Origin of the sequence: Neoroseomonas soli (genome assembly GCF_018129065.1) — a bacterium.
GTDB classification, from domain to species: domain Bacteria; phylum Pseudomonadota; class Alphaproteobacteria; order Acetobacterales; family Acetobacteraceae; genus Neoroseomonas; species Neoroseomonas soli.
In genome coordinates, this window is record NZ_JAAEDM010000007.1 from 108,842 (window position 1) to 123,086 (window position 14,245).

14 protein-coding genes and 1 pseudogene are annotated in these 14,245 nt (G+C 67.0%); 7 read left to right on the forward strand and 8 right to left on the reverse strand.

The genetic code is table 11. The features are described from left to right. The first annotated feature begins 13 nt into the window (after positions 1-13). On the forward strand, positions 14-235 hold the full coding sequence (locus tag GXW76_RS04800; RefSeq protein ID WP_211860842.1) for an acetyl-CoA carboxylase biotin carboxyl carrier protein subunit: 222 nt from the start codon (positions 14-16) through the stop codon (positions 233-235). Between the two features lie 9 nt (positions 236-244). Here the strand turns inward: GXW76_RS04800 and GXW76_RS04805 are convergent, their stop codons facing one another. Genes GXW76_RS04805 through GXW76_RS04825 form a run of 5 tightly spaced genes read right to left on the reverse strand, consistent with a single transcriptional unit; the run spans position 245 to position 5,650 of the window. After that, complete coding sequence (locus GXW76_RS04805; protein WP_211860843.1) at positions 245-1,258, reverse strand: ABC transporter ATP-binding protein; 1,014 nt, start codon at positions 1,256-1,258, stop codon at positions 245-247. Next, positions 1,255-2,223, reverse strand: coding sequence for an ABC transporter ATP-binding protein (locus GXW76_RS04810; protein ID WP_211860844.1), 969 nt, complete (start codon positions 2,221-2,223; stop codon positions 1,255-1,257). Before GXW76_RS04810 ends, GXW76_RS04805 begins: the two co-directional genes overlap by 4 nt. 13 nt (positions 2,224-2,236) lie before the next feature. After that, positions 2,237-3,121 (reverse strand): ABC transporter permease, encoded by an 885-nt coding sequence (locus GXW76_RS04815; protein WP_211860845.1) that lies wholly within the window; start codon positions 3,119-3,121, stop codon positions 2,237-2,239. Next, the gene (locus tag GXW76_RS04820) at positions 3,118-4,035 is read right to left on the reverse strand and encodes an ABC transporter permease (RefSeq protein WP_211860846.1); all 918 of its coding nucleotides are present in this window, start codon (positions 4,033-4,035) and stop codon (positions 3,118-3,120) included. The genes GXW76_RS04815 and GXW76_RS04820 overlap by 4 nt, the downstream gene beginning before the upstream one ends. 25 nt (positions 4,036-4,060) lie before the next feature. Next, positions 4,061-5,650 (reverse strand): ABC transporter substrate-binding protein, encoded by a 1,590-nt coding sequence (locus tag GXW76_RS04825; RefSeq protein ID WP_211860847.1) that lies wholly within the window; start codon positions 5,648-5,650, stop codon positions 4,061-4,063. A gap of 183 nt (positions 5,651-5,833) precedes the next feature. Between GXW76_RS04825 and GXW76_RS04830 the strand changes: the two are divergent. Beyond that, positions 5,834-6,184 (forward strand): annotated as a pseudogene (locus GXW76_RS04830) (IS66 family transposase); the annotation flags it as partial. Between the two features lie 14 nt (positions 6,185-6,198). Next, the gene (locus GXW76_RS04835; protein WP_211860848.1) at positions 6,199-6,810 is read left to right on the forward strand and encodes a plasmid pRiA4b ORF-3 family protein; all 612 of its coding nucleotides are present in this window, start codon (positions 6,199-6,201) and stop codon (positions 6,808-6,810) included. A 241-nt stretch (positions 6,811-7,051) separates the two neighbouring features. Here GXW76_RS04835 and GXW76_RS04840 read toward each other — a convergent pair whose 3' ends face one another. The 3 genes from GXW76_RS04840 to GXW76_RS04850 form a co-directional block, all read right to left on the reverse strand. Then, on the reverse strand, positions 7,052-7,219 hold the full coding sequence (locus GXW76_RS04840; RefSeq protein WP_211860849.1) for a hypothetical protein: 168 nt from the start codon (positions 7,217-7,219) through the stop codon (positions 7,052-7,054). A gap of 127 nt (positions 7,220-7,346) precedes the next feature. Further along, positions 7,347-7,715 (reverse strand): DUF1360 domain-containing protein, encoded by a 369-nt coding sequence (locus GXW76_RS04845; RefSeq protein WP_211860850.1) that lies wholly within the window; start codon positions 7,713-7,715, stop codon positions 7,347-7,349. A gap of 7 nt (positions 7,716-7,722) precedes the next feature. Further along, the gene (locus tag GXW76_RS04850; RefSeq protein ID WP_211860851.1) at positions 7,723-10,002 is read right to left on the reverse strand and encodes a hypothetical protein; all 2,280 of its coding nucleotides are present in this window, start codon (positions 10,000-10,002) and stop codon (positions 7,723-7,725) included. 843 nt (positions 10,003-10,845) lie between these two features. Here GXW76_RS04850 and GXW76_RS04855 point away from each other — a divergent pair. From GXW76_RS04855 to GXW76_RS04870, 4 genes are all read left to right on the forward strand, one after another. Next, entirely contained in the window at positions 10,846-11,757 is a 912-nt protein-coding gene (locus GXW76_RS04855) for a LysR substrate-binding domain-containing protein (protein WP_272876019.1), read from the forward strand. Between the two features lie 68 nt (positions 11,758-11,825). Continuing rightward, on the forward strand, positions 11,826-12,953 hold the full coding sequence (locus GXW76_RS04860; RefSeq protein WP_211860853.1) for an NAD(P)/FAD-dependent oxidoreductase: 1,128 nt from the start codon (positions 11,826-11,828) through the stop codon (positions 12,951-12,953). After that, positions 12,934-13,230, forward strand: coding sequence for a (2Fe-2S)-binding protein (locus tag GXW76_RS04865; RefSeq protein ID WP_211860854.1), 297 nt, complete (start codon positions 12,934-12,936; stop codon positions 13,228-13,230). The genes GXW76_RS04860 and GXW76_RS04865 overlap by 20 nt, the downstream gene beginning before the upstream one ends. Continuing rightward, positions 13,227-14,245, forward strand: a 1,019-nt coding sequence (locus tag GXW76_RS04870; protein WP_211860855.1) for an NAD(P)/FAD-dependent oxidoreductase, incomplete at its 3' end; no start/stop codon positions are given. The genes GXW76_RS04865 and GXW76_RS04870, both read left to right, overlap by 4 nt.

The window sequence follows — 14,245 nt, forward strand, 5'->3', positions numbered from 1 at the left end:
TGGAGATGCCAAGATGAAGCGTATCGAAGTCATCGCGGAGACGCCTGGAAGCGTCTTGCGGCATGACATCGGAATCGGCGATTCGGTCGCCGAGGATGACGCGATCATCACGATCGAATCGATGAAGATGGAGATCCCCATCGCGGCGCCCGTGGACGGTCGTGTGGTGGAAATCCTGGTGCAGCCGGGCGATGCGGTGGCCACCGGTCAGCCTGTGGCCATCCTGGAAGCCTAGCCCGCTCATTCAGGCTTCGCGCAGCTGGGGGCCGGTCTCTGCCTTGGTGCCGGCCACTACCGCCTCGTAGTGGTGACACGCGACCATGTGCTCGCTGCCCGCATCCCGCATTTCGGGGCGCTGGTCGATGCAGGTCGTGTCAGCGTAGGTGCACCGGGTCCGGAACAGGCAACCGCTGGGTGGGTTGAGGGGGCTGGGCAACTCACCTTGCATCCGGACCGCGCCAAGGGGTGCGTCCCCGGACGCCAGCGCGACCAGGCGCCGCGTATACGGATGGAAGGGCTGACGCAGGACCTGGCGCGCCGGTCCAACCTCGACCACGCGGCCGAAGTACATCACGCCGACAATGTCGCTGAGATACCGCACCACGGCCAGGTCGTGCCCGATGAACAGGTAGGTCAGGCCGAGGCGCTGCTGCATGTCACGGAGCAAGGCCAAAACCTGAGCGCGGACCGAGACGTCGAGCGCGGAGACGGGCTCATCCAGCACCAGCAGTTGCGGATCGACCGACAGGGCACGGGCGATCGCGAGGCGCTGTCGCTGCCCTCCACTGAATTCATGCGGGTACTTCAAGGCCGCCTCGGGTGGCAAGCCGACGATGCGCAGTAGATCGGGGGCCCGCGCCTCAGCCTCCCGCCGAGGCATTCCATGCGCGCGCAGTGGCTCCGAGACGATGCGGTCGGCGCGCATCCTCGGGCTGAGGGAACCGTACGGATCCTGAAAAACCGCCTGAACCTTGCGCCGGTACGCCAGCTCCTCCGCCGGTGATTGGCGGAAGATTGGCTGGCCTTCCACGCGGAGGTCCCCCTCCGTCGGAGCTTCCAGCTTCAGCAGCATCTTGGCGATGGTGCTCTTGCCGCTGCCGGATTCACCGACCAGGCCGAATGTCCTGCCATGGGGAATCCGGAAGGACACATCGACGACAGCCGCCACGCGCTTCGCCTCGCCGAACAGGCTCTGTGCGGGAAGAGTAAAGGTCTTGCCGATGCCAGATGCCTCGACCATCGGCTCGTTGGCGGTCATGCGGTCTCCTCCGCGCGCCAACAAAAGAGCCGATGGCGATCCGCCACGACACTCTCCGGCGGCCGTTGGCCGCGACATATGTCCTTCGCGACAGGGCACCGGGCCGCGAACGCGCAGCCGGGCGGTAGGGAGGCGAGATCAGGCACCTGGCCAGGAATCGGCTCAAGGTGAACCTCGTCTCCCTCGATGCGCGGCAGCGACGCGAGCAAGGCGCGCGTGTAGGGGTGACGTGGAGCGCGGAAGACCTCGCCTGTGGGTCCCTCCTCGACAATGCGGCCAGCATACATCACGACGACCCTGTCGGAGAGCCGCCGGATTGCCGACAGATCGTGCGTAACGATGATGACCGCGCTGCCCGCCGTCTCGCGAAGTTCACGGAAGAGAATCAGGATCTCGTCCTGGATCGACGCATCGAGAGCGGTGGTCGGTTCGTCGGCGATCAACAGCTTCGGCGCGGCCGCGGTCGCCATGCCCACGAGCACGCGCTGCCGCATTCCGCCGCTGAGCTGGTGCGGGTATTGCCGAACGCGAAGCTCGGGAGCCGTGAGGTGTACGCGGCGAAGCACCTCGATAGCCCCGCCGGGCCGCAGGCCGGCGCCGTCGCGCCGCCGTTCGCGAAGAACCTCCTCGACCTGGTTGCCGATCGTGTAGAGCGGATCGAGGGACGTCATGGGATTCTGCAGGACCATCGACAGTTCACGGCCCCGCAGCCTGGCCATCTCCCCATCATTCAGGGTGAGGAGGCTGCGTCCCGAGAACATCACCTCGCCGGAAACGCGCGCTGTCCTGACCAATGTCCGCATGATCGCGCCGCACAGGGTCGATTTTCCGCTCCCTGACTCACCCGCGATGCCGACGATCTCCTGCGGTGCGACATCAAGATCGACATCCGCCACGGCAGGTACTGGCCGCTCGGATGGGCCGAAACGCACGTTGAGTCCGCGGATCGCAAGCAAGGGTTCCATGCCAGCCATGCACCTACAGCTGCCCCCTGGGATCGAACCTTGCCTTCAGCCATTCCCCGACGGCGTTGAAGCTCATCACGGCGAGCACGATCGCTACGCCGGGCCAGAGCGTCAGCCACCAGGCGACGGTCATGTACGTTCGCCCCTCGGCCAGGGTGAGACCCCAGGAGACATCAGGCGGCTGGATTCCCAGACCAAGGAACGACAGCGACGATTCCAGGATGATCGCGCGTCCTACATCAAGGATCGCCAGTACCAGGATGGAGGTGAGTACGTTCGGCAGGATGTGGCGGAGCGCGATCGCTCGCCGGTTCAGTCCCGCCACGCGCGCGAGCAGGACGAAGTCCCGCTGCTTGATCAAGACGACCTCGCTGCGCACGAGGCGTGCATAGCGTGCCCAGTTCGTGAGGACCATCACGATGATGATGTTGCCGACCCCCGTGCCCAATGCGGCGACGAAGGCCAGCGCCATGAGAATGAACGGCAGCGCGAGAAACGCATCGACGACCCGCATGATCACGGCCTCTGCGAGCCCGCCGAGATACCCAGCCGTCAGTCCGAGCGCGATGCCGATCGTGCCGCCGGCGATCACCGCCGCGCAGGCAGTGAGGAGCGAGATCCGCGCGCCGGCCACCAGGCGGCTGAGCATGTCGCGCCCGAGTTGGTCCGTTCCCAGCAGGTGCTCCCAACTCCCGCCCTCGATCCATACCGGTGGGGTGAGGATGGCCGTGAAATCGACCTCATCCGGCGCGAGCGTGATGAAATTGCGCCCGGCGAGCGCGGCGATGACCAGGATCACGCAGATCGTGGTTGCGACGATTGGCGGTCTCCCGCCCCGGCCCCAGGTGAATCTGCGGCGAAAGGGCCCCAATCCGCTGCCTTCGGACGTCGCGCTCATGACCTGCTCACCCGCGGATCAAGCACTGCGTAGAGGAGATCGACCATCAGGTTGATCATCATGAACAGAACGGCGGTCATCATCACAGCCGCTTGCACGACCGGATAGTCGCGATTGAGGATGGCATCGACGAGCATCTGGCCCACGCCCGGCCATGCGAAGACTCGCTCCGTCACCACGGCGCCCCCGAGCAGAAGACCGAACTGGAGGCCGAGATAGGTTACGATCGGCAGCGAGGCGTTGCGCAAGGCGTGCTTCAGGACGATCAAGCGCGGGGGTATGCCGAGGACGCGCTCCATCTGCACGAAATCGCTTCGCAGTGCCTCCGTCATGTTGGCCCAGGTCAGCATGGCGATCGACGCCGAGGCATAGAAACCGAGCGTAACGGCCGGGAGGACGAAGTTCTCCGGCCCGCCATATCCCGATGATGGAAATATGGGCAAGGTGATCGAAAGGAACAGGATAAGCATGAGGCCCGACCAGAAGGTCGGAATGGCCTGACCAAGGCTCGCATAAGCTCGTACCGCTGCCGCGATCCATGACCCTGGTCGCAAGGCGGCGACGATGCCGAGAGGAAGCCCGAGCATCATCGCGACAAGCATGGAGACGCCGGCGAGCTGCAGAGTCGGTCCTATAGCCGCGATGACGAGGCCGAACGCCGGCTCCCTGTAGCGGAAGGAGATGCCGAAATCTCCTCGCAGCGCGTTTCTCAGGAAAATGACATATTGCTCGTGGATTGGCCGGTCGAGCCCGTATTGCTGGCGGAAGAAGTTTCGGTCCGCATCGGTCGCCTCCGACGGCATCACCAGCGGCGTTGGATCCCCCGTCAACCTGGCGAGGATGAAGATCAGGACGGTCAGCAGCAGAAGCGTAATCAGCGTCTGCCAAAGACGAGTGAGAATAAAGCGCCCCATGACCGTGTTGCCGGTGGCGCTTTTTCTATGCGGTTCTCACATTGAACAGGACGGGCCAGGACACGTTGGGCGTCGGCTTCCACTGGAGTCGCCGCCCGAGGCCATAGATGGAATCGACGGTCCAGAGGGGGATGAGCGGCGCTTCCTCGTGAAGGCGCTTGAAGATCTGCCGCACGAAGGGCCGGCGTTCATCCGCCGAGGCGAAGTCGTTCATCCGGTCGAGCATCGCATCGACCTCGGGGTTGGAATACCAGGAGTACGCGCTGCCGCTGCGGATCTGGCGAAGCAGGCGTCCCGACGGGTCTGCATTGTAGTCCGTGAAATTGGCGAAGATCAGATCCACGTTGGGATCCTTCTCGCGGCCGCCATAGATGGAGAGCCAGGCTCCATAATCCAGCATGTTGATCTCAGTGCGAATGCCGATCCTGTTGAGGAAGGCGGCAGCGCCCTGCACTGTTTCCCGCGCCTGGGGAACGCGGCCGGTGCCCTGGCCGAGAATTCGCAGGGGCCGACTGAAATCGAACCCCGCCTGGGTCAGGAGCTCCCGGGCCCGGTTCGCGTCGAAGGCGTGGGGCGTGACGGTTACGTCGCAACCGAAGACGCCCGTCTGGCACAGCAACTCGGTCGTCTGCGCGAAACCCAGCATGGTCGCGCGGGCCAGCGCCTGCCTGTCGATCGCCATGGTCAGGGCGCGGCGGACCTCGGCCTTCCGTAGGCCGGGATGCCCGTTGAGGGCGTTGATGGCCAAGTAGATGTTCTGAAAGCTCGGCGCCCGGATGATCTGGACGTTCGGCGCGCGCTGCAGGGGCGCGGCAAGCACGGGCGGTATGTTGATGACGAGATCCGACTCGCCAGTCTGGATCTGCGCCACACGGGATTGGTCATCGGGGACGATCTTCATCAGCACGTCCCCGAAGGCCGGCACCCGCCCCCAATGCTGCTCGAAGCCGCGCAGCTTGATGGAAGAGCGGATGCGACGTTCGACGAAGGCAAAGGGCCCGGTGCCCACGGGCATGCGGTCGAACGGATTCTCGCCCGCGGATTCAACATGCTTCTTGGAGATTATGTACCAGTACTCTCCACAGTTATCGAGGAAGGTTGCGTCCCGCCTCTTCAGCTTGACCCTACAGCGCCGGAGTTCGAGGACCTCGACATCGGCGATATTGGCGACGAGAACGCTTGCGCGAGGATTGCGGGTGGCCGGATCGATCGCGCGTTGCCAGCTGAAGCGCACATCCTCCGCCGTCACCGGTTCACCGTTGTGAAAGCGAGCATTTGCTCGAAGAGTGAAATCCCAGGTGAGACCGTCCGGGCTGACCGTGTGGCTTTCGGCAAGCAGGGGCGTGGACCTGCCGTTCTCGTCGGGGCCGTACAGCCCCTCGAAGACGTTCGCGAAGAAGAAGTAGTCATTGCCGCCTGCGATCCGGCAGGGATCCATGGTGGTGGCGTCGGTCCCGATCGCAACCGTGAGCGACGGCTTGCCTGTGCCCTGGGCGAGCACACCGCGCGTCCCGCCGATGGCTGTGGCGATGCCGGCCCCGATGACCGATCGTCGCCCGATTGCGAAGCCGCGTTTGCCTCGTTCAGACGGATGCATGACCCCCGGGCACGTCATGGACCTTCCTCCTGACTTCTTTGAGTTCATCGTGACCCGATTTCACTTAACCCGTCTAGCCAGGAAGATTCATCGGGCTGGCGGGCGTTGCGCAATGCGTTGGTCGGCGGCAGGCTGACCATCGCCCGCTTCGACAGCGGGTCTCTTTCATTCCGTGCAGCCTGCTGGAGCTTTGTGAGAGCGAGGCGCCTCTCCGCGTATCCCGGCGCCGCGCCGCGTGCATCGATCAAGCGTTGGGACGCATTCACCCGCTTCATCGACGACGGGCGCATCTGCCTGACCAACAACGCAGCGGAGCGCGAGTTGTGCGGCATCGCGCTCGGCCGGAAGGCGTGGCTGTTCGCCGGCAGCGACCGTGGCGGCGAGCGTCCCGCGGCGATGTATTCCCTCATCGCCACGGCGACGCTGAACGACGTCGATGCGTGTGCCTGGCTCGCCGACGTGCTGGCCAGGATCGCCGACCACCCCGCCTCGCGGCTGGACGATCTGCCGCCCTGGGACTGGAAGAAGACGGCTGTCAGACTGGCTGCATGAGCGGGAGGAGAGCGATGGCCGCGGCGGACAGTGTCAACGAGATCTGCACCCTCAGGATCGAGCTCTGCGACAGTGATCCGCTGATCTGGCGCCTGGTCGAGGTGCCCACCTCCATCACGCTCAAGGCCCTGCACGAGGTCATCCAGGCGGCAATGGGGTGGTTCGACTACCATCTCTGGGAATTCACCATCGGCCAGCGGCGGTTCGGCCTGCCGATGGACGAGGATTGGGGCACCGAGCCGCGCATCGAGGCTAGGAAGGTCCGCCTGCGTGAGATACTGGCGCCGCGCAAGACGACCATGACCTACGTCTACGATTTCGGCGACGGATGGGAGCACCGGTTGATCCTGACGAACATCCGTCAGGGCGAGCCCGGCATCGACTATCCACGCTACGTCGCCGGCGAGGGTAACGCGCCGCCCGAGGATTGTGGCGGCATTCCCGGGTTCTACGAGAAACTCGACATCGCCGCCGATCCGACCCACCCCGAACACGATGACATCAAGGAGTGGCTCGGCGACTACGATCCCAACGTCATCGACGCGTTGCAGATCGAGATCAGCCTCGGCCGCATCGCCAAGCGCAGGAAGGCCGCCAAGGCACGCATCAGGAAGCAGACAACCTGAGCGGCCCTATGAGGCCGAAACCATCACCCCGCGGCCCTCGCCGGATGGATACAGAGGTCCCCATCGGCGACTGCGCCAATGCCGAAATCGTCCTCCGTTCACGGCCCACCTGCTCCACCCACTACGACGAGGTCCACCTCCATCGCGCCCTGCGATGCAGGTCCCCCAGGCAGTTCATCCGTGCCACCCTGACAACCTGACCTGCCCGGGCTTTCGGGGGCAACACCAGCCGCTCGGCGCCCTATGCCTCCTGCACAAAGTGGCCGGTGCGCAGCAATGCATCGTGATCAGCCCGCGCCACGCGCTGCACCGGCTGCACGCCGGAGAACCGGTATTCGGTGCCCGTCGCCGGTCCACGCACGATGATCGCCGTGCGCGCGAGATAGCGCAGGCTGACCGCACCGAACATCGGCGCCGCCTTTGCCGCGGGAGATGGCGCCGAGCGCTCGGCAGCCGCGGGCGCGGCAGTCTGTGGGCGAGCGGCCCATGCGAACCCCACGCTCGGCGGATCGGGTCGTCTCGGAGCCCTTGGGGCGCTAGCGCTCCCCAACGCCTCGCGTCTCTGTCCGCAACAGGTCATCATCGTCTCCTTCGCCCGGTGCCGACCGGATCAGCGCAACAGGCGCCGGAGCCAAGCGCTGCAGCAGGCAGGCCGCGCCTGACAAGGCAAGCCAGGCCAGCGCCTGGCCGATCGGGTCGCCGGCAACGGCGAACGCGATCGGCGCGCCGATCCACAGGCTCAGGCAATGAAAGCAATCCAGCATGTGGCCGATCGCACCGTTGCCCGCCGCGGCACGCAGGCGCACCACAAGGTCCCACGGCCCGTCTTCGTGCGTCAGCAGATGCGCCACTCGCCAGGTCGCGAACACGCCGAGCACGAAGCGGAACCATGGGTCATCCACCATCCCGACCTTAGGGCTTCTTGAGGTCGTTGCAGATCTTGACCGGCCAAATCGAATCCGCGTGGCTGATCCCACACGGACGCGCGGTCCGGTCGTAGACCGTCAGGCCAAAGGTGTAGACGCAGCATTCACCTCTCGGCGTGGTGAATCCGGCCGGCACGGCATAGGGCAGCGAAAGGCTGCAATCCGGGTCGATGGCGCGGAGGTCGAAGGAGGTAAGCACCCCGATCATCTCGGGACCGACCACGCCGAGCCCGCAACGCGTGCCTGGATCACCAACGCGCTTCAGGCCGTGGAAGCAGGTGCCGCCCGGCCCGGGAATCGGAATGCTGATCGATGGTCCGCCCTGCTTGGTCACGCTGACAACATAATGGTCGAAATTGTCGTTGGGCCGCGTGGTCAGCGACACACCCGGCGGGAAGCCGGATTCGTAGATGTACTCGTCGTAGGCGATGCCCGAGACCGGTAGCTCCCACGGCACGCTGCAATCGGGGCGTGGCGCGAACTCGCTGATGAACAGGTCGGCGCATTTCGGCACGGCGTCGATGCGGATCAGCGCGGTGATCGGCTTGTTGTCGAGCCAGACGCGCTGCGTGTCGCAGTAGCTCACGCCATTGGTGTCCTCGACCACCAGGCGGATGGTGAACAGGCCGCTGAGCTGGCAGGTCATCGGATTGGTGACGGAATTCCAGCTCGATGGCGACAGCAGGCCCTGCGGGTCGACCAGCAGGCACCAGGGCGGGAAGGGAACCGGCACCAGGCAATCGGGTGTCCAGACCGCGGTCAGCACCGAGGTATCCGTGCGCATGTTGATCGCGCGGTACTGCGCCGGCGTGCTGAACTCCACCGACCAGAAATTGGTCCAGCCCGGTGTGGTGCAGTCGGGTTCGTCGCCGGCCTTGTAGTCCAGCGTATAGCGCTTGATCTTCTGTTGATCGTCGCAGCCGGCGATATAGGCCGAGCCGAGGACCTGCAGGCAGGTGCCGCCGAAGGACGCCTCCTCGGTGCTGGCGGGCCGGGCGCAGAGCGCGGACACGTTGTCGACCAGGCGCGCAGCCGGGTCGGACCAGGGCGCGCTGAGCGTGGTGTTGCTGCCCACGCCCAGGATGCGCACATCCTTCTTGAACACCGAGAAGATGATCTGGCAGGGCACCGGCGCCTGGTTGGTGCCGAACACCGCCATGCGCACGAAATAGGTGCCGGCATTCAGCAGCGTGGTGTCGAAATACGCCAGCAGGCCGGCGGATACGGGCGTGTTGCCCTGCATCGTGTTCACTGGCGGAACCGGCGGATACACGAAATTCGTCGCGTGCCAGACGATGCCGTTCAGCGACCATTCCAGCACGTAGCGGATGAAGCCGGCCCCGGCCGCCGTGCCGGTGATCGGCACCACCAGCGCGGGGATCGCGGCGTTCACCTGTTCGGTGACGCAGCCCTGCGGCCCGGTGAGCTGGCAGGTGAGCGGGCGAAAACACTCCCGCAGGCAACGCCAATACGCCTTCAGGCAGCGATAGACATCGATCAGGTTGCGCGCGCGGGCGAGGCAGCAGCCGAAGCGGATCGCGCACAGGCACCAGCACCGGCAGAACCAGAACCACGGTTCATGCCGATGCTGCTTGAACGCGGCAGCACCGAGCAGGGCTTCCGCCGTCTCCTCGGTCAGCAGACGTTCGAAGATCTCTGCAGCTTCCTCCTCGCCTTCGTTGCAGTCGACCTCGCCCGCATCGATCGCCTCCGGCAGGCCCGTAGTGAAATCTGTCGTGGCCAGCTGGTCGGTGAGATACGGGCGGTACGCCTTGGCCAACGCAGCGACGAGGATGGAAAGGTCCCGGTGTTCCGCGTCGCTGAGCTTGCCGGGCGTGACCGGCGTGCCCAGCACCTGGCGCACGCACAGCCAGTAGCGATAGAGGTAGTAGGCCGAGAGTCGGAAGCTGCGCGGCCGACGGCACAGCAGCCATCCGAAGATGATGCAGCAGCGGATGTGCTGCTGGCACCAACGCCAGCGTTCCGCCGGCCCCAGCAGTTCGCGTGCCTGCGGCGGCAGCAGCGCAAGGGTCACCTTCTCGTCGGCAAATTGGCCGAACAGGCGTTGCGCGGCGGCGATCTCGGCTTCGCAATCGGGCGGAGCCTTCTCGGCCTCCGCGCCGAGTGCGGCGAGATCGCCGGCGCGCTTCAGGTCTTCTTCGAGGATGGGTCGATAGACATCGACCAACGCCTTCAGGACGGTCTGGAACCCCGGATCGTTGTGATCGGGATCGTTGGCGGGAGAATCGGCCTGGTTCGGGCTCATGCGGTGCCTCCGCGGTCGGCAGCAAGCGTCCACGATGCCGAACGGCTCGCTGTTGGCGCCTGCTGAATTCCGGTTCGCGCATCAGGCGAGTCGTGATTCCAACGATCCCGGATCAGTTGGACGAAGGCGCTCGGGCTCAACCTGACGTTTCCGGCGCACTCTAATCATCCGCATCTACGCTTCGCAAGCGGAATGAGGCGCTTTGGCCCGCACTGCCTCCGCGGTAACGCACTGGTGTTCCATCGTTGCAGGCGGTTGAGCACCTCGGCGACCCCCGAGATCGTGCCCGTTAGCATGATGCCCGCCGTGGCGGCCGCCGCTACAGGTCCGGGGGGCATTTCACTACCGTCGTAAGCGCAGCCCTGCGGCCTTTCTTGCGTGTGCGCGTTGAGGGCTGAGAGGAAGGCCATCGCGGAGGTGAAGCGATGGCGAGTGGAGCGGCTGGCGCTGATGCCTGCATCAGCAGCGGCGTGTTCGGCGGCATGGGCCCCGCGTCCTGCGCGATGCCGCGCGCAAAGACGTTCAGCAGCTTGCGGCGATCAGGTTCGACGGCATCCCAGATCCGCATGCACTCGTCGCGCTGCTCCGGCCCAGGCTTGCGGCCCCGGATTCGCTCGGCGCGCGCGGTCGTCACACGTCTCGCCATCGTCTCCTGCCTCCACGCGTCTGTGCGTCAAGCAGGATCGCCGTGATGCGACAGACCAATCGATTTCGTCAGCAGCCCGCTTGCCCCCACAGCGCGCGCGTCTCGGCGGAAGTCGCGCGCCGGTGGCATCTTCACGCGACGCGATCACGGTTCAGGCCGCTTCACCTTGCCAGCGCGCCTCAGCATACTCTTCGCCTATGCCTCGTCCTCCCAGCCAACGCGGTTTGCAGGCCTTCCGTCACACCATGCTGACCGGCAGCGTGACCGGCGCGGCCGCCGTGCTGGGCCGGACCCAGCCCGCCATCAGCCGGCTGCTCAAGGAACTCGAGGCCGATGCCGGCTTCGCGCTGTTCGAGCGGGTGAAGGGACGGCTGGTGCCGACGCCGGAGGGGCGCCTGTTCTTCGATGAGCTTCAGCGCGCCTTCGCGGGCTTCGAGCGCATCGCCTCCGTCGCCGCCGAGATCCGCCAGGGTCGGCGCGGTACGCTGCGGATAGGAGCCATGCCGGCCGCCGCCGCCTCCTTCCTGCCGCGCGTGGTGCAGCGCTTCAGCGCCGCATTTCCGCGCACGGCCGTCGCCCTGCGGGTGCTGCCCTCCATCGAGGTCGCGCGGCTCGTGCAAACGCAGGACTGCGACCTCGGCGTGGTGGAGGGTGCGCTGTCGCCGCCGGGCCTTGCCGCGGAACGACGCTACGCCATCGGCTGCGCAGTGCTCATGCCGGCGGGCCATCGCCTGGCCAGGCGCCGGCGGCTCGGGCTGCGCGATCTGGAGGGGGAGGACTTCGTCACGCTTTCCCCGCGCGGATCGAGCATCGGGGCGCAACTCGAGGTCCTGCTGGCGCGCGCGGGCTTGGAGTGGCGGACACGGATCGAGACCAACCTGACCCACATCGCCTCCGCCCTCGTGCTGGAAGGGGCGGGCATTGGCGTGGCCGATCTGCTGACGGCGGAGGCACATGTGGCGCGCGGCGGCATCGCGCGGCCGCTCGCCGAGCCGGTGTCGCTGGAGATCCGCCTGGTACGCCCGGCCGTCTCCCCGCCGCCAGCGACGTTGCAGGCCTTCATACAGTTCTGCGACGAGGCCATCGGCACCGGCATCGATGAGGCATAAGGTTTCCTGATAGGCGAAGGCCGAGAAGCGATTTGCCGCGCCCGCCTGCGTGCCGGATGGTCCTGGCCATGGCGAATGCGACGATCTTCGATGCGGCCGTGATCGGCGGCGGCGTGGTGGGGGCGGCGGTGGCCTGCGGCCTGCTCGGCGCCGGGCTCTCGACCTGCATCCTCGACGAGGGCGATGTCGCGCACCGGGCGAGCCGCGGGAATTTCGCGCTGATCTGGGTGCAGTCGAAGGGGCTCGGCATGGCCCGCTACGGCAGTTGGACCCGCGCCTCCGCCGATGCCTGGGCCGATTTCGCGGCAGATCTCCGGGCGGAGACGGGCATCGACGTGGCGCATCAGCGCCCCGGCGGCTTCAGCCTCTGCCTGTCGGAGGAGGAGCTGGAGAAGCGGCGCGGCGCCCTCACGCGCATGCACAACCAGCCCGGCTGGATCCCCTATGACTGGGAGGTCCTGGACCGCCCCGCCCTCATGCGCGAGTTCCCCGATCTCGGGCCGGAGGTGGTGGGCGGTCTCTACTGCCCGCTCGACGGCCATGTGAACTCGCTGCGCCTGTTCCGCGCCCTGCATGCCGCCTTCAAGGCGCGCGGCGGCGCCTATTTCCCCGAAAGGCCGGTGACGTCCATCGCGCCGCTCTCCGCCGGCGGCTTCCGCATCGAGACTCCGAAGGGCGCGATCGAGGCGGGGAAGCTCGTGCTCGCCGCTGGGATCGCCAATGCACGCCTCGCGCCCATGGTCGGCCTGGTGGCACCGGTGCGGCCGCAGCGCGGCCAGATCTTGGTGACGGAGAAGACCGCGCCCTTCCTGCGCCATCCGGTGATCACGGTGCGCCAGACCGACGAGGGCGGCGTGATGATCGGCGACAGCGCGGAGGAGGCCGGCCTCGACGAACGCATCGGCCTCGGCGTGCTGTCCGTCATGGCTGATCGCGCGATGCGGATGTTCCCGCGCATCGCGGCGCTCAACGTGGTCCGCACCTGGGCGGCGCTGCGCGTCATGTCGCAGGACGGCTTCCCGATCTACGACCGGTCGGAGAGCGCACCGGGCGCCTTCATTGCCACCTGCCACAGCGGCGTGACGCTCGCCGCCGCGCATGAGCGATTGCTGGCGCCGATGATCGCGCGCGGTGCTCTCGACGCCGACATGGCCCCCTTCAGCGCACGGAGGTTCGATGTTCCGCAGGCTGCCTGACCCGCCCGCGCGGCGCATCGCCTTCACCCTGGACGGCGTGGCGGTGGAGGGCATGGATGGCGATTCCGTCGCCGCCGCATTGCTCGCCCTCGGGCACACGGCCTGCCGGGAGACCGCCGTCTCCGGCGCGCCACGCGGTCCCTATTGCATGATGGGCGTTTGCTTCGACTGCCTCGTCGTCATCGATGGCATCGGCAATCGCCAGGGCTGCCTCGTGCCGCTCACCGAGGGCATGGCGGTGGAAACCCAGCATGGCAGGCGTGAGGTCGGGCGATGAGGCGCCTTCCCGACGTCGATGCGCTGCGCGAGACCTATGATCTGGTGATCGTCGGCGCCGGTCCGGCGGGCATGGCGGCGGCGGTCGAGGCCTCCGGCCATGGCCGCACGGTGCTCGTGCTGGACGAGAACCCGAGACCTGGCGGTCAGATCTACCGCGCCATCGGCGCCGCCCCGCTGCGTGACCCGAAGGTGCTCGGCGCCGCCTATTGGGAAGGCGCTGCGCTGGCCGGGGCCTTCGCGGCCGCGGAGGTGGACTACCTTCCGGGCGCGACGGTCTGGCATCTGGACGATGCCCGGGAGATCGGCGTTTCCGCCGGCGCCCGCTCGGCCGTCTTTCCGGCGAAGCGGGTCATCCTTGCGACCGGCGCGCTGGAGCGGCCCATGCCCGTGCGCGGCTGGACCCTGCCGGGCGTGATGACTGTGGGTGCCGGGCAGACACTGCTGAAGGCGCAGGGCATCGCGCCGGCGGGGCGCGTCGTGCTCGCGGGCTGCGGGCCGCTTCTGTGGCTCTACGCCGCGCAATGCATCTCGGCAGGGGCGCCGCCTTCGCTGATCCTGGACACGACGCCGCGGACGAACTGGCGCGGCGCGCTGCGGCACCTGCCCGCCTTCCTGGTCACGCCCTATGCGCGGAAGGGCCTGTCCCTGATGGCGCGCGTGCGACGGCATGTGCGGGTTGTCACGGGCATCGACGCCCTGTCCATCGACGCTGAGGGCGAGGCGCTGCGCGTCACCTGGGCGGAGGGCGCCTCCTTCGCCGCGGATCACGTGCTGCTGCACCAGGGCGTGGTGCCGAACCTGAACATGGCGCGCGCGGCGGGCTGCGCCATCGCCTGGGAGGAGGGCAATGCCTGCTTCGCGCCGGTGACGGACGCCTGGGGCACGACCTCGCTGCCCGGCATCGCGGTGGCCGGCGACGGCGCCGGCATCGCGGGAGCGGAGGCGGCGGCGCTGCGCGGACGGCTCGCGGCGATCGAGGCGCTGCGCGCGCTCGGGGCGCTGGACGAGGCCGG

Excerpts from the sequence above, each read along its gene's own strand:
- GXW76_RS04800 (WP_211860842.1), top strand. The coding sequence starts at position 14 with ATGAAGCGTATCGAAGTCATCGCGGAGACGCCTGGAAGCGTCTTGCGG.
- GXW76_RS04805 (WP_211860843.1), bottom strand. The coding sequence starts at position 1,258 with ATGACCGCCAACGAGCCGATGGTCGAGGCATCTGGCATCGGCAAGACC.
- GXW76_RS04810 (WP_211860844.1), bottom strand. The coding sequence starts at position 2,223 with ATGGAACCCTTGCTTGCGATCCGCGGACTCAACGTGCGTTTCGGCCCA.
- GXW76_RS04815 (WP_211860845.1), bottom strand. The coding sequence starts at position 3,121 with ATGAGCGCGACGTCCGAAGGCAGCGGATTGGGGCCCTTTCGCCGCAGA.
- GXW76_RS04820 (WP_211860846.1), bottom strand. The coding sequence starts at position 4,035 with ATGGGGCGCTTTATTCTCACTCGTCTTTGGCAGACGCTGATTACGCTT.
- GXW76_RS04825 (WP_211860847.1), bottom strand. The coding sequence starts at position 5,650 with ATGACGTGCCCGGGGGTCATGCATCCGTCTGAACGAGGCAAACGCGGC.
- GXW76_RS04835 (WP_211860848.1), top strand. The coding sequence starts at position 6,199 with ATGGCCGCGGCGGACAGTGTCAACGAGATCTGCACCCTCAGGATCGAG.
- GXW76_RS04840 (WP_211860849.1), bottom strand. The coding sequence starts at position 7,219 with ATGTTCGGTGCGGTCAGCCTGCGCTATCTCGCGCGCACGGCGATCATC.
- GXW76_RS04845 (WP_211860850.1), bottom strand. The coding sequence starts at position 7,715 with ATGGTGGATGACCCATGGTTCCGCTTCGTGCTCGGCGTGTTCGCGACC.
- GXW76_RS04850 (WP_211860851.1), bottom strand. The coding sequence starts at position 10,002 with ATGAGCCCGAACCAGGCCGATTCTCCCGCCAACGATCCCGATCACAAC.
- GXW76_RS04855 (WP_272876019.1), top strand. The coding sequence starts at position 10,846 with ATGCCTCGTCCTCCCAGCCAACGCGGTTTGCAGGCCTTCCGTCACACC.
- GXW76_RS04860 (WP_211860853.1), top strand. The coding sequence starts at position 11,826 with ATGGCGAATGCGACGATCTTCGATGCGGCCGTGATCGGCGGCGGCGTG.
- GXW76_RS04865 (WP_211860854.1), top strand. The coding sequence starts at position 12,934 with ATGTTCCGCAGGCTGCCTGACCCGCCCGCGCGGCGCATCGCCTTCACC.